The organism is Enterococcus sp. 4G2_DIV0659 (genome assembly GCF_002140715.2).
Lineage (GTDB): Bacteria > Bacillota > Bacilli > Lactobacillales > Enterococcaceae > Enterococcus_L > Enterococcus_L mansonii.
The window spans coordinates 521,072-538,134 of the sequence record NZ_NGLE02000001.1; the positions used below are offsets into that span (position 1 = coordinate 521,072).

17 protein-coding genes are annotated in these 17,063 nt (G+C 35.6%); 4 read left to right on the forward strand and 13 right to left on the reverse strand.

Annotated elements, in window-relative coordinates; all coding sequences use genetic code 11:
• Positions 1–110: 110 nt before the first annotated feature.
• The 3 genes from A5880_RS02440 to A5880_RS02450 all read right to left on the reverse strand — a co-directional run bounded on the left by A5880_RS02440 (position 111) and on the right by A5880_RS02450 (position 2,066).
• Complete coding sequence (locus A5880_RS02440; protein ID WP_086331625.1) at positions 111–332, reverse strand: YneF family protein; 222 nt, start codon at positions 330–332, stop codon at positions 111–113.
• A gap of 251 nt (positions 333–583) precedes the next feature.
• Positions 584–1,477, reverse strand: a complete 894-nt coding sequence (locus A5880_RS02445; protein WP_086331626.1) for a deoxyribonuclease IV — start codon at positions 1,475–1,477, stop codon at positions 584–586.
• A 145-nt stretch (positions 1,478–1,622) separates the two neighbouring features.
• Positions 1,623–2,066: a DUF1801 domain-containing protein gene (locus A5880_RS02450; protein WP_086331627.1), complete on the reverse strand. Its 444-nt coding sequence runs from the start codon at positions 2,064–2,066 to the stop codon at positions 1,623–1,625.
• A gap of 207 nt (positions 2,067–2,273) precedes the next feature.
• Between A5880_RS02450 and A5880_RS02455 the strand changes: the two genes are divergently transcribed.
• Positions 2,274–2,615: an iron chaperone gene (locus A5880_RS02455; protein ID WP_086331628.1), complete on the forward strand. Its 342-nt coding sequence runs from the start codon at positions 2,274–2,276 to the stop codon at positions 2,613–2,615.
• 112 nt (positions 2,616–2,727) lie between these two features.
• Positions 2,728–5,181, forward strand: coding sequence for a transglycosylase domain-containing protein (locus tag A5880_RS02460; protein ID WP_256924846.1), 2,454 nt, complete (start codon positions 2,728–2,730; stop codon positions 5,179–5,181).
• 96 nt (positions 5,182–5,277) lie between these two features.
• On the opposite strand, the gene ccpA is transcribed toward A5880_RS02460, so the two are convergent.
• Positions 5,278–6,279, reverse strand: coding sequence for a catabolite control protein A (gene ccpA / locus A5880_RS02465; protein WP_086331630.1), 1,002 nt, complete (start codon positions 6,277–6,279; stop codon positions 5,278–5,280).
• Positions 6,280–6,580: 301 nt separating this feature from the next.
• Between ccpA and A5880_RS02470 the strand changes: the two genes are divergently transcribed.
• Positions 6,581–7,681, forward strand: coding sequence for an aminopeptidase P family protein (locus tag A5880_RS02470; RefSeq protein ID WP_086331631.1), 1,101 nt, complete (start codon positions 6,581–6,583; stop codon positions 7,679–7,681).
• A gap of 48 nt (positions 7,682–7,729) precedes the next feature.
• On the opposite strand, the gene A5880_RS02475 is transcribed toward A5880_RS02470, so the two are convergent.
• The 6 genes from A5880_RS02475 to hprK all read right to left on the reverse strand — a co-directional run bounded on the left by A5880_RS02475 (position 7,730) and on the right by hprK (position 13,103).
• Positions 7,730–8,320 carry a YtxH domain-containing protein gene (locus A5880_RS02475; protein WP_086331632.1) on the reverse strand — a complete coding sequence of 197 codons (591 nt, stop codon included), beginning with the start codon at positions 8,318–8,320 and terminating at the stop codon, positions 7,730–7,732.
• Between the two features lie 23 nt (positions 8,321–8,343).
• The gene (locus tag A5880_RS02480; protein WP_086331633.1) at positions 8,344–8,784 is read right to left on the reverse strand and encodes a DUF948 domain-containing protein; all 441 of its coding nucleotides are present in this window, start codon (positions 8,782–8,784) and stop codon (positions 8,344–8,346) included.
• 237 nt (positions 8,785–9,021) lie between these two features.
• Positions 9,022–9,918 carry a UTP--glucose-1-phosphate uridylyltransferase GalU gene (gene galU / locus A5880_RS02485; protein WP_086331634.1) on the reverse strand — a complete coding sequence of 299 codons (897 nt, stop codon included), beginning with the start codon at positions 9,916–9,918 and terminating at the stop codon, positions 9,022–9,024.
• Positions 9,919–9,939: 21 nt separating this feature from the next.
• A complete protein-coding gene (locus A5880_RS02490; RefSeq protein WP_086331635.1) occupies positions 9,940–10,956 on the reverse strand; it encodes an NAD(P)H-dependent glycerol-3-phosphate dehydrogenase in 1,017 nt (338 codons plus the stop codon).
• A 251-nt stretch (positions 10,957–11,207) separates the two neighbouring features.
• Positions 11,208–12,038 (reverse strand): prolipoprotein diacylglyceryl transferase, encoded by an 831-nt coding sequence (gene lgt / locus A5880_RS02495; RefSeq protein WP_086331636.1) that lies wholly within the window; start codon positions 12,036–12,038, stop codon positions 11,208–11,210.
• A gap of 126 nt (positions 12,039–12,164) precedes the next feature.
• A complete protein-coding gene (gene hprK, locus A5880_RS02500) occupies positions 12,165–13,103 on the reverse strand; it encodes an HPr(Ser) kinase/phosphatase (protein WP_086331637.1) in 939 nt (312 codons plus the stop codon).
• A gap of 209 nt (positions 13,104–13,312) precedes the next feature.
• Between hprK and A5880_RS02505 the strand changes: the two genes are divergently transcribed.
• Positions 13,313–14,278 carry a GIY-YIG nuclease family protein gene (locus tag A5880_RS02505; protein ID WP_086331638.1) on the forward strand — a complete coding sequence of 322 codons (966 nt, stop codon included), beginning with the start codon at positions 13,313–13,315 and terminating at the stop codon, positions 14,276–14,278.
• Positions 14,279–14,373: 95 nt separating this feature from the next.
• Here A5880_RS02505 and A5880_RS02510 read toward each other — a convergent pair whose 3' ends face one another.
• The 3 genes from A5880_RS02510 to liaX all read right to left on the reverse strand — a co-directional run bounded on the left by A5880_RS02510 (position 14,374) and on the right by liaX (position 16,808).
• Complete coding sequence (locus A5880_RS02510) at positions 14,374–14,733, reverse strand: phage holin family protein (RefSeq protein ID WP_086331639.1); 360 nt, start codon at positions 14,731–14,733, stop codon at positions 14,374–14,376.
• On the reverse strand, positions 14,733–15,050 hold the full coding sequence (locus tag A5880_RS02515) for a PspC domain-containing protein (RefSeq protein ID WP_086331640.1): 318 nt from the start codon (positions 15,048–15,050) through the stop codon (positions 14,733–14,735). Before A5880_RS02515 ends, A5880_RS02510 begins: the two co-directional genes overlap by 1 nt.
• Positions 15,051–15,209: 159 nt before the next feature.
• Positions 15,210–16,808: a daptomycin-sensing surface protein LiaX gene (gene liaX, locus A5880_RS02520; RefSeq protein WP_086331641.1), complete on the reverse strand. Its 1,599-nt coding sequence runs from the start codon at positions 16,806–16,808 to the stop codon at positions 15,210–15,212.
• Positions 16,809–17,063: the final 255 nt, after the last annotated feature.

The following is a 17,063-nucleotide window of genomic DNA, read 5'->3' on the forward strand; positions in this document are numbered from 1 at the left end:
TTTCCCATTGCAAACAACTCCTTTCATTTATCTAAAAATAAGCACAAAAAAACGGACCAAAAAATCGGCCCGCTTGTGTTTTTGAATTCTGAAATAGCTTCTAAAAAGCCTTACTTGTCTCCTTGGCTCTTCATTTGCTGCATCATTTGACGAATCTTCTTTTCAGAAGGTTTTTGTCCCATAGACATCATCATCATTCGTAACATATCCTCATTAACGGGAGGATTCTTTTTGAAATAGTCTTGCATATATTTGCGCGCAAGGAAAAATCCGCCTGCTGCACCTACTAATAAAGCGATAATCGCGATTAACACTACTAAACCTGTTGACATTTAAATCTCTCCTTTCTACTTAGAAAAGTTGAATAAGAATTTCTGCTACTCGATTACTCACGCAGTCACTATTCCTATTAAACTTACTATCTTTAAATTAAGCGGGATATATCCCTATTTTACATAAATTGCTCTCAAGAAACTATTTTACTAGAAAGAAGCAGAAAAGGAAAGTTATTTTGTCAGATTCCTCACAAGAAATTTACAAAAGAGCATTTCCATTTATTCTGCTTCATTCACTTATTTTATTTTTACGCTTGATTTTCAATTTTTTCCAATAAGTTTGGATCAAATGTTTGTGATTTTAACATAGCAATTTCGTAGCCATAAGGGGCTTTACTTGTTTTTTTATCTGCACCAACATAAGGTGTTTCTAAAATTTTTGGAAGTTCTTTTAGTTTTTCATGGTGAACCACTTTATTCAATGCATCAAAACCAATTGTACCAAAACCAATATTGGCATGGCGATCTTTATGTGAACCCATTGGATTTTTAGAATCATTGACGTGAATAACTTTCAAACGATCCAACCCGATAATTTTATCAAACTCTTCCAATACACCATCAAAATCATCTTTCACATTGTAACCTGCATCATTAATGTGACAAGTATCCATTGTGACTGACAGCTTTTCATTTAGCGTAACACCTTCGATAATTGTTGCTAATTCTTCAAATGTACGACCTAATTCAGTGCCTTTACCTGCCATCGTTTCTAAAGCAATTTGAGGAATTTGTTCTTTCCATAAAACTTCATCAAGACCTTTGATAATTTGTTTTAACCCCGCGTCCACGCCTGCACCAACATGAGCACCTGGATGTAAGGTAATTTGCTTCGCCCCTAAGGCATGCGCCCGCTCAATCTCCTGACGTAAAAAAGCTGTCGCAAAACCAAAATTTTCTACTTTGATTGTATTGCCTAAATTGATAATATAAGGTGCATGGACAACAATATTACTTAAATTGTGTTCCTCCATATATTTTTGACCCGTTTCGATATTCATCTCTTCAATTGGTTTACGACGAGTATTTTGCGGTGCCCCTGTATAAATCATGAACGTTGTTGCACCATAGCTCGCAGCCTCTTCTGCTGAACCTAATAACATTTTTTTCCCACTCATACTTACATGTGAACCTAATAACATAATAATCCTCCCTATACTTTTAAAAGCTAAATGAGCTTGTCTTCTCTCATAAGAATCTGATCGTTTAAACACTAGATAAACGTATTTTTCCATCTTTTTAAAGAGTACGTGAACCAATCAGAAAAAACAATCTTTTTGCTTCTATTTATTTAGCAGAAAAATGTAGATACCGATTAATCCATTCCTCCACAGACATCTTGCTGACCAGTTCTCCAATCAACTCATAAGGAATCGTTTGAGGATTGGTAAAACGAATACAGCTTTTGCCCATATTCAATTTCGTTGGAACAGCCTTGTTATATTCTTCTTGAAACCAAGTCAATAACTCTTTATTCCCCATTATGCCCATGTGATACAAGGATAAATGCTTTTTCTGAGAGGCTAAACTAATAAACGGCAATGGTTCATCTTTCCGCCCCAGATACCCCTCTGGAAAAACCGTCAAAGGAACAACATATGTAGGCATCCCATACTGAAAACACAAAACAAATCCTTCTGGTATATTTTCAGCAATAATTTTTGCTAATCGTTCATAAGAATCTCGCCATTTTTCATCTATGGTTTCTGTATAATTTTTTACTTCATCCATCATAATTCTCCTTTGTCTTGCTAATGATTGACACAACCCGCTCTTTAGCTTTGCAGCCTTGTTCTAAACTGTCAATTGTATCATTCACAGTTTACCATAAAATAATTCTTTGTTTGCAATTCAACGTTTTCAATGACAAAAAAATTTACCTACCCTTTTAACCTGTTATACTAAAGATAACCCTGATGAAGAAAGAAGGCTTACATTATGACAGTTATTGAAGAATACATTTTAAAAGCGCCACAAGATCGACAAGAAAAACTACAACAACTTTACACAACGATTAAACAACTCATTCCCCAAGCAACAGAAAAAATATCTTATGGTATGCCAACCTTCTATTTAAATGGAAATTTAGTTCACTTTACTAGTATGAAAAATCATATCGGTTTTTACCCTGCGCCATCTGCTATTGAAGCGTTTAAACAGGAACTTACAGACTTCAAAACAAGCAAAGGTGCCATTCAACTTCCTTTAAATAATGAGCTTCCTACAGAATTGATCACAAAAATTGTATTATTTCGATTAGAAGAAAATACAACGAAGTAGTTAGTAGAAATAAATAGTCCACTCATGTATAGTTTAAGTTTTTTTTGAGTAAATGCCTATAAATACCTGAACAACTGTTCATTAACCAATTTTTTTGCTATAATATCACGGAGTGTATCATTTTATCGAGGTGAAGCTTTTGGATAATCAGAATAACTCCCGTAAAACGGAACAACATTCTTATAAAGTACCAGAAAAGAAAAAGATTTTTTTGACTATAAATGTAGTGATTCGTGTTCTTCAATCATTATTTGTCTTTGCAGTGGTTATATTACTGCTGGGCGGCGCTTTAGGTCTTGGAATCGGCATGGGCTACTTTGCTTTTTTAGTTGAAGACACCCAGCCACCGACAAAAGAAGAACTTCAAACAGAAATCAGTGACATCACTGAGGTTTCCAAGATGACTTATACAGATGGAACACCAATTGCTACGATCAAATCTGATCTTATCAGAACACGAGTAGACTCTGAACACATCTCTCCTCTTCTAAAAAAAGCAATTATTTCTACAGAAGATGAATATTTTGAAGAACATAAAGGAGTTGTTCCCAAAGCTGTGATTCGTGCCCTGGTTTCCGATGCAACAGGAATGGGCGGCTCATCTGGTGGATCTACGTTGACACAACAATTAGTCAAACAACAAATTTTGACAGATGAAACAACGTTTAAACGTAAAGCTAACGAAATATTGCTCGCTTATCGAATCGAAAAATACTTTTCAAAAGACGAAATCGTCACAACATATTTAAATGTGTCCCCTTTTGGACGTAATAACAAGGGTGAAAACATCGCTGGCGTTGAAGAAGCAGCAAAAGGATTATTTGGAAAAAACGCCAATGATCTTACTCTTCCCCAAGCAGCGTTTATCGCAGGACTCCCTCAAAGTCCAATCATTTACACTCCGTATACAAATACAGGTGCACTTAAAGAGGATGAAAATCTCTCTTATGGGATGAAGCGCAAAGATTTTGTTTTATTCAGTATGTATCGGGAAAAAGCAATTACAAAAGAAGAATATGATACAGCGAAAAGCTATGATTTAAAACAAGATTTTCAACCACAACAAGCTGCAAATCAAAATACAGAGGGGTATTTATACTATGCTGTATTAGAACAAGCAGTAAAAACAATCATGGATATCAATATTGAAAAAGCTGGTGTCAAAAAAGACACATTAGATCAATTAGGGCTTGACCAGTATGAAGAACAAGCACGTAGAGAAATCCAAAACCGTGGATATACCATTCAATCCACAATCGACCAAACCGTTTACGATACAATGCAAAATGTTGTAGCAAACTTTGGCTACATGTTAGATGACGGTTATGGTGCTGGATTGGTTGAGACAGGTAATGTTTTACTTGATAATAAAACAGGTAAGATAATTGGATTTGTTGCTGGTCGTGACTACAATGTCAGCCAAAGCAACCATGCACTGGATACAATCCGTCAGGTAGGTTCTACTATTAAACCGATCTCTGTTTATGGTCCTGCAATTGATCAAGGAATGATTGGATCAGAAAGTCGTCTAGCCAATTATCCGACATCTTATACTGGTGGCGGCGAGTTGACGAATGCAACAAATTCAGGTACAAATACTTTTGATACGGTTCGTCATTCACTGGAATGGTCTTATAATATTCCTGTATACCACTTAAACGAAGCGATGAAAAAACAAATGGGTGATGATAACTTTTCTTATAATCAATATTTAAGTAAAATGAACTACCCAGCAGACATTGGTTGGAGTGTCGAATCTGCTCCTTTAGGTACTGTTGAAACAACTGTTTTGACCCAAACAAATGGGTTCCAAGCACTTGCAAATAATGGACAATACCAAAAAGGTTATATGATCGAAAAAATTACAGATACTAGTGGTAAAGTGATCTATGAACATAAAGATGCACCTGTGCAGGTCTATTCTCCAGCAACAGCATCTATTATGACTGATATGATGCGTTCTGTTCTGGATTCTAAAATAACTACGCCATTCAAAAATGTCATCAATGGATTAAATCCAGCCTTTGGAAATGTCGATTGGGTCGGAAAAACCGGAACAACAAATTCATATAAAGATGCTTGGCTGATTGTTTCAACACCTACCATTACCTTAGGCTCTTGGACTGGTTACGATATTCCAACAGCGATGAGTCCAAATAGTGGGGATCAAAACAGCACCTATCTTGCCAACCTCGCTAATGCGATTTATGCGGTTCGACCAGATTTATTTGGTGCTGGTCAAAAGTTTGAATTGTCTAAAGATGTTATCAAGTCCACCGTCTCAAGTTTTACAGGTGAAAAACCGGGTACCTTCACTTATAATGGAGGAACATATACCGCACCTGGTCCAAATGTTGTTTCTTTCTATGCCAAAGATGGCGCGCCAAAAAGCCAATACAAATTTGGTTATGGCGGATCAGATGCAAATTATAGTGCTTATTGGGGACGTTATGCGACACCAAACAATAACACAGCTCCTCCTGCTACTGAGAAAAAAGAAGACAATAAAAAAGACAATGACAAAAAGGAAAATACTACCCCTAGTTCCAGTAAAAATAATAATTAAAGAAAAAACGACAACTGATTTTCGAGTTGTCGTTTTTTCTTACAAAAGACAGAAACAACGTGCCTTTTCTCACTTCGTATCTGTCTTTTAGATTAATTATTTAGTTGATCCTTTTTGATCCATACCATAAGGTAAGACCACTGTCTTATCTTCTATTTCTTCTTTGTTCATCAGCTTCGTTAATAAACGCATCGAAACCGCACCAATATCATATAAAGGTTGAGTAATGCTTGAAAGACGTGGACGAGAAACTTCAGTTAACAATGAATTATTACTTGTGATGATTTCAAATTCTTCTGGTACCTTCACACCAGCATCCAGCATACCGTCTAGCAAACCGATCGCTAATTCATCATCCGTCACATAAGCAGCCGTTGCACCACTATTACGGATACGCTCAGCTAAATTGATACCATCTTTAAATTTATACTCTGATTCAAAAATCAAGCCTTCATTATAAGTCAAACCATTGTCTACCAACGCTTCTTTATAGCCTTTGATACGGTTATGTCCATTAATTGGATCAATCAATGCACCGCTCACAAAGGCAATTTTCTTATTACCATTCTTAGCTAAAAGACCTGTCGCATCTTTTACAGCTTCTTTATAATCAATGTTTACACTACCAACTTGTTCATCAGGGTCAATTGAGCCAGCTAACACAACTGGCGTTTTAGAACGAGAAAACTCGCCACGAATCTCATCAGTGATGTGATGTCCCATAAAAATAATCCCATCAACTTGCTTAGCCAACAAATTATTTAATACATTGACTTCTTTTTGATCATTGCCGTCAGAATTGGCTAAAATAATGTTATATTTGTACATTGTTGCCACATCATCAATTCCACGAGCCAAAGAAGCAAAGAAAATATTACTTACATCGGGAATGATTACTCCCACCGTCGTTGTTTTTTTACTTGCTAGACCACGAGCTACAGCATTTGGACGATAATCTAGACGATCGATTACTTCAAGTACTTTTTTTCGTGTCGCAGGTTTTACATTGGGATTCCCATTAACTACACGAGATACAGTCGCCATAGACACATTCGCTTCACGTGCCACATCATAAATGGTAATTGTTTGTTTTTCCATACTTATTCTCCTAAATATTTATAGTTGTCTTCGTTTTCTGAAAACGCTGTTTACATTTCTCACTTAGAATAGCAGAATTTTTTTACTTTTGCAACCGTTTTATCCTATTTTCATGAAAATTTACTATTAATTTCAAAAGGCACATTCAGTCATTTCATGGTATGATAAAGAAAACTAGTGGTTCATTAGAAGTGGGTAGAAACATACTGACAAATGAATTGATATATTCACTTGTTCGTTGTACTAACTTCCAACACTTCTGTCTCCCCTTGTTTTCATTAAAAAGAAAGAAGGATTTTTTATGAATCAAAATAAGATCAATGAATTAAAAAAATGGATGGCTGATCAACAAATCGATCTCACCTATATTAGTGATCCAGGACATATTGCTTATTTTTCTGGCTATGAAAGTGATCCTCATGAACGGGTTTTAGCCCTATTTATCTCATTAAACGATGAACCATTCCTCTTCACACCAGCACTAGAAGTCGATGATGCTCAAAATAGTTCATGGATATATCCAGTATATGGTTACCTTGATAGTGAAAACCCTTGGGAAAAAATTGCTCAATTAATCAAAAAAAATGGCCTACCAAATAAAATTGCAACAGAAAAAGACGCCTTGACTGTTGCCCGCTTTGAACTCTTGAAGCATTATTTTCCTCAAAGTGATTTTTCAGAAAATGTTACTCCTATCATTGAAAGATTACAATTACTTAAAACAACCTCTGAAATTTCAACATTAATGGAAGCCGGAAATTGGGCAGATGTAGCTTTAGAAATCGGCTTTAAAGCGGTAAAAGAAGGCGCTAAAGAACAAGAAATACTTGCCGAAATTGAGTATCAATTAAAACGACAAGGTATTCGTTCAATGAGTTTTGACACACTAGTGTTAACTGGTGAAAATGGAGCCAGCCCTCATGGAAATCCAGGAAATACAGCTGTTGCCCAACATGATTTCGTGTTATTTGATTTAGGTGTAATTTATAATGGTTACTGTAGTGATGTTACTAGAACCGTTGCTTACAAAGAACCTACAGATTTTCAAAAAGAAATCTATTCTATTGTTTTAGAAGCCCAATTAAAAGCCATGGATGCAGTCAAACCGGGAATTACAGCTGGTGAATTAGATGATATTGCAAGAGGAGTCATCACCAGCTACGGATATGGTGAGTATTTCAATCATCGCTTAGGACATGGAATTGGTACAACTGTTCATGAATATCCTTCTCTAATCACAGGAAATGATCTAGTCATTGAAGAAGGCATGTGTTTTTCAATAGAACCCGGTATCTACATTCCAGGAAAAGTTGGTGTCCGCATTGAAGATTGTTTACATGTCACTCACAGTGGCTGCGAAGCTTTCACTAAGACACCAAAAGAATTAATAATTCTTGATTAACACAAAAAAAACAAAGTCAGCACTTGCGTGTCGACTTTGTTTTTTCGTTTATTTTTCTGTAATGTCTTCTACTGTTTCTTTAACAGCATTTTTCCCATCTTGTTTTGCTTCAGATAATTTTTCAGGAACATCTTTTGTAATTTCTTTCGCTTCAACAACCCCTTCTGATACTGTTTCTTTCGCTTTTTTGGCTGACTCTTTTACATCGATAAAAATATCATCTGAGGTATCTTCTGCGATATCACTTAACTCGTCTACTTGGTCATTCACATCTTGTGCTGTCTTTTTAAAGCGATCAGATAAATCTTCTGTTTGTTTTTTGAAAGACTCCAGTACTGTGTCAGATACGCCTTGTGCTTTATCTAAAGAACCTTTTGTCTTATCCTTTACATTCCCAGCCAGGTCTCCTGCTTGTTCGCCTAAAGCACTTGCTTTGTCTTTTGCAATTGCTGATAATTCAGATCCTTTTTGCACTGCATAGTCTGTATAATCCGTTGCTTTATCTTTAAAGTCATCTGCTTGATTTGCTAAATCGTCACGTAGCTCTTTTCCTGATTTTGGTGCTAATAACAATGCTGCAACTGCTGCTGCTGTTCCACCAATAACTGCTCCTAAGAAAAATCCGCCTTTTTTCGCCATGTTTATTCCTCCGTCATCTTTTATTATTTTGTTGTTTCACTTTTTTTCGATGGTTTAGAACGAAATGCTCGAAAAGCAGCACCGCCCACTTTGCTTACAACTCCTGCTTTTGCTGTTGTTTTCCCTACAGAACCAACTTTTCCTAATAAATTTCTACTAGAATTATTTAATTCAGTCACACTCTCACTTAAATCTGCTACTGCAGCAAATAATGGATCAATTGTTGCTACTTTTTTATTCACATCATCTAATAACTCGTTGCTTTTAACTAACAGTCCTTCAACTTGTCTTGATAAAATATCTACATCTTTTGTAACAACCTCAATTGTTTTGTTCGCTTCATCTACGGTTGTAGTGACTTTTTCAACTGTTTTACCAATTTTCATCAGTACTAGCACAATAAACACTACCAATACTGCAAATGCTACTGCAGCAATAATCGCTGCAACTTCTCCACCTGTCATCTTCTTGCTCCTCCAATCAATTGACTCTATATTCTTAGAATAACATCAACTGATAATTTCCACAAATTATTCAGTTAACTTTGCTAGCTCCATTATAACAATTTCAAGTAGAACTCTCTACCCAGATTTTCAATTAGTTGGATTTTAAAAAAAACTGGAACCTAACTCTAAGAGTCACATTCCAGTCGCATAGATTTCACAGAGACACTTCTCCAAAGAATCTCTTATCTTTTTTACTTATTTCTTTTTTGATGCATCTTCTTTAGAAAGTTCAGCACCTAATTCAATGATATATTCACGTAAATTCGCTTTAACCTCTGGGTGAGTCAAGCCATATTCAATACTTGTTTTCATAAAACCAAACTTATCCCCTACGTCATAACGTTTACCTGTAAATTCTCTTGCAAATACACGCTGTGTTTTATTCAATGTATCAATAGCATCTGTTAATTGAATTTCACCGCCAGCACCTGGCTCTTGCGATTCCAATACATGGAAAATTTCTGGCGTTAATAAATAACGTCCAATAATCGCTAAATCACTTGGTGCTTCTTCAGGTTTTGGTTTTTCAACGAAACTGTTAACATTATACAATCCCTTAGAAACTTCCGCTTCTGGATTGATAATACCATATTTTGATGTTTCCTCGTGCGGAACCTTCATAACAGCAATCGTTGATGCATGGGTTTTATCATAATCATTCATCAGCTGTTTTGACAACGGAACCTTATCGTCCATAATATCATCACCAAGCATGACAACAAATGGTTCGTTGCCAACAAAGGCTTTCGCTTGTAACACTGCGTGACCTAATCCTTTTGGATGAGATTGACGAATAAAGTGAAGGTTAACATCTGTTGTTTCTTCAACTAATTTTAACAAATCTGTTTTATTTTTTTCACGCAAGTTACTTTCTAATTCAAAATTGGCATCAAAATGATCCTCAATCGGGCGTTTTGCTTTGCCTGTTACGATCAATATATCTTCAATTCCTGAGGCTAAGGCCTCTTCTACAATAAACTGAATCGTTGGTTTATCAACGATTGGCAACATTTCTTTTGCCATCGCTTTTGTTGCTGGTAGAAATCTTGTTCCCAGACCAGCTGCTGGAATAACTGCCTTTTTTACTTTCATGCCTTATGGCCTCCTAAAAAATTATATAGAAAATTCATTTTCTATCTTACCATCACGCAGCATAATTTCTTTTGCTGCTTGTTTTACATCTTTACCTTCATATAATACTTTATAAATTGCTTCTGTGATGGGCATATCCACATTCATTTGTTTTGAAAGTTCATATGCCGCTTTTGTTGTCGCCACACCTTCAACAATCATGCCCATATTTTCAAGAACTTCATCCAAACTATGCCCTTTTCCAAGGAGATTGCCTGCACGCCAATTCCGTGAATGAACACTTGTACATGTAACAATCAAATCACCAACGCCACTAAGACCAATAAATGTCAACGGGTTAGCCCCCATCGCCACACCTAAGCGACTGATTTCAGCTAAGCCTCGAGTCATAATCGCAGCTTTTGCATCATCTCCAAAACCTAGACCATGAATTGCACCAGCACCTAAAGCAATAATATTTTTCAACGCAGCGCCTGTTTCCACACCAATCACATCATCATTGGTATAAATTCTAAAATAATCGTTCATAAATAACGATTGAACATAGGTTGCTTCAGCCAAGTCTTCACTTGCCGCAGTAATTGTCGTAATATCATGTACAGCAACTTCCTCAGCATGACTAGGGCCAGATAAAACCACAACCCCTTTTCTTTTTTCCAAAGGAATCTCTTCCTTTAAAACTTCAGAAATTCGCTTATGGCTTCCTTGCTCTAATCCTTTACTCGCATGAATGATCAATGGTTGATTTTTACAATTCGCTGTAAATTCTTGTGCAACGGACCGAATCGCTTTTGTTGGAACCACAAATAATACCGCATCAACATCTGCAATAGCTTCTTTTAATGATACTTTTCCTTGAATTGATTCTGGAATCACCAGATCAGGTAGGTAGTGTTTATTTGTGTGATACGTATTGATTTCATCAATTTGTGCTTGATTATTTCCCCAGATGCGAACCTCATGCCCGTTTTCTGCTAATACTTGAGCCAATGCAGTTCCCCATGAACCAGGTCCTAAAACAGCAACTTTTTGCGTCATTGGTGAAAATCTCCTTTCAAACTAAGCAAAGCTTAACAAACTCATCCACTTATGTGAGAGATAAAAAATGACCATCAGCCTATTAGTCTTTTTCTCGTTCACTTTTTGATGCACTATTTGTTAAACTTGCAATCTAGCTATGCAAATCGTTTCTAACGGTAAAAATCTCTACCGCTCTAACTAATTTACTAATTTTATAACTTTCTATACCCATCCTACATTTTAACATATCATTACCTTAATAGGCAGTCCTAAATCAATTTTTTCACGGTTCCTTGTTCACGATCATAGAATTTTAACGATCCTTTTTTTCGACGGATAATAATCATCACAATTGCGCCAAAAAACAAAACAAGAGAAACTAGCTGAGAAACACGAATACTTCCAAAGGCGTACAAACTATCTGTACGCAAACCTTCAATGAAGAAGCGTCCAAACGAATACCAGATAATATAGCCTAAAAAGACTTCTCCTTCTTTTAAGAAGTTTTTCTTTCTTCTGAGAACAATCAATAAAATAAAGCCTAAAACATTCCAAATCGATTCATATAAGAATGTTGGTTGGTGATATGTTCCATCAATATTCATGTTATCAATAATGAATTTAGGTAAGTGCAATCCTTCTAAAAAAGCACGTGTTGTTGCTGGTCCATAAGCTTCATGATTCATAAAATTTCCCCAGCGACCAATCCCTTGTGCTAAAATCACACTAGGTGCTGCAATATCTAAAAAGGTCCAAGTAGAAATAAAACGATGTCTTGTGAAAAAGAACAAGGCAAGCCCACCACCGATCAGTCCACCATAAATCGCTAAACCGCCATTTCTAGTAAGAATAATTTCTATTGGATTATCTACATAATCTTGCCATTGAAAAATGACATAGTATAAACGAGCTCCAACGATTGCACTTGGCAACCCCCAAAGCATAAAATCTACAACATCATCTTCCTTTAATCCTACACGTACAGCTTCGCGACTACTTAGCCAAACAGCTAGTACGATTCCTGAAACAATAATCACTGCATACCAATATACAGCTATCCCAAAAAGATTCAGTGCCACCGGATTTACTTGTGCAAACATTTGGTTTCCTCCCAATTTTAAGTGATAAATAGACTATTCTGTTCAACATAAAAAATCCGAAGAACAAAAAAGAATAACTTCCATCACTATCAAGTTGTATTTCCAAATCCAAACTCCCCTACAAAACTACATGGCACCTGAGTTTTCTTCAATCAAACGTGTTAAGCGTTCTTCAAATGATTTTGTTGCATCATACCCCATCGTTTTCGCACGGAAATTCATTGCTGCTACTTCGATAATAATCGCGACATTTCGCCCTGTTTTTACGGGAATTCGGATTTGTGGAACATCTACATTAGCAATTTCCACCATTGCATCATCAGATCCTAAGCGATCATATTTTTTGTCTTTTTCCCACGCTTCTAGATAAACAACTAGTTGAACCTGCATAAAACCACGTACAGCACTTGCGCCAAATAAATTCATCACATCGATAATCCCAATGCCTCGAATTTCAATTAAATGCTGTAATATTTTAGGCGGCTCACCTACTACAGTCAACTCATCTTGTTGATAAACATCCACACGATCATCCGCAATTAAACGATGCCCACGCTTGATCAATTCTAATGCTGTCTCACTTTTCCCGATACCACTATCCCCTTGAATCAAGACTCCAAGTCCGTATACATCCACTAAAACGCCATGAACACTTGTTCTAGCAGCTAAACGACTGTCTAAATAACTAGATAATTCCCCTAATAATCTTGAGGTAGAAATCGGTGAACGTAACACAGCCAACCCTTTTTCTTTTGCTGCTTGTACCATTTCTTCTGGCGCTTCTAATCCTCTAGAAATAATAAAAGCAGGTGTATCCTTCTCACATAAACGACGCATAACCATCAAACGCTCTTCTGGTATCATCCGTTGTGAAAACGTAATTTCCTTACTGCCGAACAATTGTAAACGATTATGAGGATAATAATTAAAATACCCTGTCAGTTCCAAGCCAGGACGTGAAATATCTCCTGTTGTAATTTCTCTATTTAAACTTTCTTCATCGCCATATACGACTTCTAAAGAAAGCTTTTCTACCAGTTGATGGATTTTAACAACTTCTTCCATATCTATCGATCATTCCTTTCTTCTACTCGTTCCATTTTATCATTTCAAGAGAGAAGTTTCTAGCTATTAAGAATATTGCCACTCTTTTGTTCACAGCATGTTTCATTTAATTTAGTCACTCTATCTATTTGTGCTTAGTTATTGACTATTGAGCTTAAATTCGTATACTTAATTTGTATTATCCTAAAACAATTATCGGATGTGTTTCTATGAAAACTACTCTAAAAGAAAAAGCAAAAAAACTACCCACGACACCTGGCGTTTATCTAATGAAAGACAAACAAGGATCTATTCTTTATATAGGCAAAGCGAAAAAATTAAATGAACGTGTGCTTAGCTATTTTATCAAAAACAAACAACATTCAAGTAAGACAATTCGTTTAATCCACCAAATCAATGATTTTGCTATAGTGGAAGTTGACTCTGAACTGGATGCTCTTTTATTAGAATGCAAGCTTATCCAACAATATCGTCCCATGTACAATCGTCAAATGAATGCATTTAACAAATACAAGTATTTTGAAATTCGTATTAAAAATGAAAACATTTCGTTACATATTCGTTCTACACCCACAAAAAAGAATTGTTTCGGACCTTATTCCATCCATCGAAAACTTTCTGAATTAAAACAAATTCTAGATGAGCTATACAGTCTAAATCAAAACGACTACTGGCATCACTCCTTTTCTTCTAATGAAAAGCGATTAGAATCAACCGTTATCGAATCTGAATTACTGAATGCTTTTAGAGTAAACAACCAACAACCACAAACTCGCTTAAAAGAACAAATGATTGAAGCGGCTAACAATCATTCATTTGAAAAAGCCGCTGTATTATTGGAAAAACAGCAATTTCTTACTCGCTTTTTCGATCGAAATCAAAAACTTGTCTTAACCAATCAAGCACACTGGCAACTGCTCTGGTTTCCAGTAGGGGCAAAAATAAAATATTATCTGCTCTACCAAGGTTTCGTTCTAAATAGTCGTTTAGTCACTAAGCGAACAGTTGAAAAATACTCACCAAAGGAACTAGCAGATAAACTTATGCCAAAAAAACTACCACAAGAAGTCGCATGCTATTCTAAAGACCAAGTCGATTTTATCAATATTTTGTACAGTTACATCAATCGACATAAAGAATGCCGGTTAATTGATCTCGATCCTTTTTTCAATTGATTCTTATTTATTTGCGCAAAAAAAGATAAAGAGAAACAATAGACTCAACTCCTTTTACTCTTGGAATTGTCTCTTCTATCTTCATCTCTTTATCTTTATTCATTATATTTATCTACATTACGTTCACTAACAATCGCATTTACTAATGACATAATCACTGCCATTAAAATTGCTGCCCAGAAGCTGGAAAAGCCAAAATTCATTTCTCCAACAAATGCAGAGGTCATCTTTAAAATAGCAGCATTTACAACAAAACTAAACAATCCAAAAGTAAGTAGCGTAAATGGTAGAGAAAGAATCGTTAGCACTGGCTTGACTAACATATTCAATATCGAAAGGACAAAAGCCGCTACAATTGCCATCCAGATACTTCTGACATAAATCATATTAGGAAAAATCACCGAAAGTGAAACAAATGTCAATGTATTAACGATTAAACGTTGGAAATATGACATTAGAAGTCACTCCAGTCGTCATTATCAACCTTCTCAGCTTGTTTTCTTTGTTTTTTGTGTTCATTCGCATATGGATTCGCATTGCGAGTATTTCTGTTATACGTGTTTTTATGTCCATATTGATTATAATTTCTGCCAGATGGAATCAACACAGCCAAAGCGATGTAAAGTAAGACTCCTGGAAATCCCGCAGAGAAAAAACCAATAATCACGTAAAGTACACGAACAATTGTAGGATCAACTCCAATCCATTCCGCAATCCCTGCTAAGGTTCCTGTTAACACTACGTTATTAGATTTAGTCAATTGTTTTCTCATTTCATTTCACCTCTCGTCTTTAAAATTATACACTAGAATAAAGTAGAGGACAAAAGTTTTTCGTTAAAAATTTGTCTTCTTTTTTATTTTCTCCAAGTAATACTAAAACGTATTACTTGGAGAAATCGACACTTTTTAAATAGTCATTGCTCTACACATTTATTTATCTGTGTCTTTTAAATAAATGTTTCCTGTTGTTGTAGAAGCATTGATTTGTGCCATATCCTCATCATTCAAACGTCTGAATTGGAGTAATTGATTGGTTCTTTCTTTCTTTTCACGAATAACTTCATAGTCATTTAAACGACTATTAATACTACCTAAACTTGTTTTTACAGTCCCTTCCACGCCAAGCTCATTTGGCAGAGCAATCTTAACGTTTCCGTTCACAGAACTTGCTTCCACTTTACGTAATGTTTTTTCCTTAGCTGTGATGCGTACATCACCATTGATTAATGAAACCCCAATAGTTTGAGGTGTTGCAGCAATCGTTACTGTTCCATTCACTGTTTCAATGATATTATCTAGAATTTCACCATCTAAAACCTTGATATCTCCGTTGACACCTTCGATTTCCAACATTGTAGCATCAATTTTATGGAATGTAATTGATCCATTCGTTGATTTCGCATAAACATCTTTCGCTTTTAACGATTCAACTGAGACATTTCCATTTAATAATTTAATCGCAACATGATCATATGTGCGTTCAGGTAAGTAGAAAACTAAATCTGCACGGACACGTTTATTTGGAATTTGGAATGAGATCACTTCATCATCCACATCAATTTGGCTTCTTTCTAGGAATGCTTCGAGTGGTGTTTCAGCGTCCATTTTGCCATAAAGCTTAATTTTACCTTCTACTTTAACATCTGCTTGATCCCAAGTTTTGAACACAATATTTCCATTCGCAACTTTAACATCTATCAAACTTGCAAGTGGTGCTGGATAGTTAAATTCATGGTCAAATTTTGTTGTCGCTACGCCAGGAACTTTAAAGCTAACATCTTTCCATTCCATATTGTCATTCATTGTTTCTGAGAATGTACTAAAGGTTTTCTTCAAGAATGAACCTAATTGAGAACCTGCTTCACTCATTTTTTCGCCAACTTGGTTCAGTGTATCGGTTGCTTGGTCTTTCCAATCATCTGGGATGTCAAATTTTGAAGCAACGCGATCTTTCGTTTCAGACCATTGTTCTTTACGAATATTTTTTAATTCAGCTTCTAAAGCGATTTTCTCTTGGTTTCTTCCATCTAAAGAGTCTTCCAATGATTTAATATCTGTTTCTAATGTTGCTCTTTCCGCTAACTCTTCTTCAGTCAGCTCACTCAATTCTTCTTTCGTGTTCAATTCCATTAATTTTTCTTGTGCTTCTTTGATTTCTTCTTTAATGCCGGCAATTTCAGCGTTAACTTCATCCAACTCTACAGAAGTACGATTAGCTTCTGTCGCTAAATCATCTAGAATTTTTTCTAAACGTTCACGATCTTCAGCTTCTTTTGCTTTCATTTCTTCGTCAGTAATCTCAGGCTCAATTTCTTCTTCCTTTTGATTTTCTAACTTATCTACTAAATCTACGACTTTATCATTTTCTTTTGTATCAACAGTTGGATTAGTTACATTCACTTGATCGGCAGCTTTCTTGATTTGTTTTTCGTCTTTTTCAGTTGCCATGTTTTCTAATAAGATTAAAGCTTCCTCTGAAGATAGGACACCTTTTTTAACTAAGTCTAATACTCTTTCTCTTTCTTTCATGGAAATTGCCTCCTTAGCAAATTTTTCACCCGAAGGTGTTTTCCTTATGTACCTATTATGCCTTCTTTTTTATTATTTGTCATAGGACTTAAGAATGAATTTTCTCTTGTACCTAGGTACAATGTCAAATAAAAATAGAAGAAGATAACTCTTAACAAGTTTATCTCCTTCTATTATAATACACTACCTATTTGTTTGATCTATAATGAATAACATTTCTCTTAGACTATGGTAAACAGACACTCTTTTATAACT

Bases quoted from the DNA above. Each gene is read 5' to 3' on its own strand.
- A5880_RS02440 (WP_086331625.1), bottom strand. From the start codon at position 332: ATGTCAACAGGTTTAGTAGTGTTAATCGCGATTATCGCTTTATTAGTA.
- A5880_RS02445 (WP_086331626.1), bottom strand. From the start codon at position 1,477: ATGTTATTAGGTTCACATGTAAGTATGAGTGGGAAAAAAATGTTATTA.
- A5880_RS02450 (WP_086331627.1), bottom strand. From the start codon at position 2,066: ATGGATGAAGTAAAAAATTATACAGAAACCATAGATGAAAAATGGCGA.
- A5880_RS02455 (WP_086331628.1), top strand. From the start codon at position 2,274: ATGACAGTTATTGAAGAATACATTTTAAAAGCGCCACAAGATCGACAA.
- ccpA (WP_086331630.1), bottom strand. From the start codon at position 6,279: ATGGAAAAACAAACAATTACCATTTATGATGTGGCACGTGAAGCGAAT.
- A5880_RS02470 (WP_086331631.1), top strand. From the start codon at position 6,581: ATGAATCAAAATAAGATCAATGAATTAAAAAAATGGATGGCTGATCAA.
- A5880_RS02475 (WP_086331632.1), bottom strand. From the start codon at position 8,320: ATGGCGAAAAAAGGCGGATTTTTCTTAGGAGCAGTTATTGGTGGAACA.
- A5880_RS02480 (WP_086331633.1), bottom strand. From the start codon at position 8,784: ATGACAGGTGGAGAAGTTGCAGCGATTATTGCTGCAGTAGCATTTGCA.
- galU (WP_086331634.1), bottom strand. From the start codon at position 9,918: ATGAAAGTAAAAAAGGCAGTTATTCCAGCAGCTGGTCTGGGAACAAGA.
- A5880_RS02490 (WP_086331635.1), bottom strand. From the start codon at position 10,956: ATGACGCAAAAAGTTGCTGTTTTAGGACCTGGTTCATGGGGAACTGCA.
- lgt (WP_086331636.1), bottom strand. From the start codon at position 12,038: ATGTTTGCACAAGTAAATCCGGTGGCACTGAATCTTTTTGGGATAGCT.
- hprK (WP_086331637.1), bottom strand. From the start codon at position 13,103: ATGGAAGAAGTTGTTAAAATCCATCAACTGGTAGAAAAGCTTTCTTTA.
- A5880_RS02505 (WP_086331638.1), top strand. From the start codon at position 13,313: ATGAAAACTACTCTAAAAGAAAAAGCAAAAAAACTACCCACGACACCT.
- A5880_RS02510 (WP_086331639.1), bottom strand. From the start codon at position 14,733: ATGTCATATTTCCAACGTTTAATCGTTAATACATTGACATTTGTTTCA.
- A5880_RS02515 (WP_086331640.1), bottom strand. From the start codon at position 15,050: ATGAGAAAACAATTGACTAAATCTAATAACGTAGTGTTAACAGGAACC.
- liaX (WP_086331641.1), bottom strand. From the start codon at position 16,808: ATGAAAGAAAGAGAAAGAGTATTAGACTTAGTTAAAAAAGGTGTCCTA.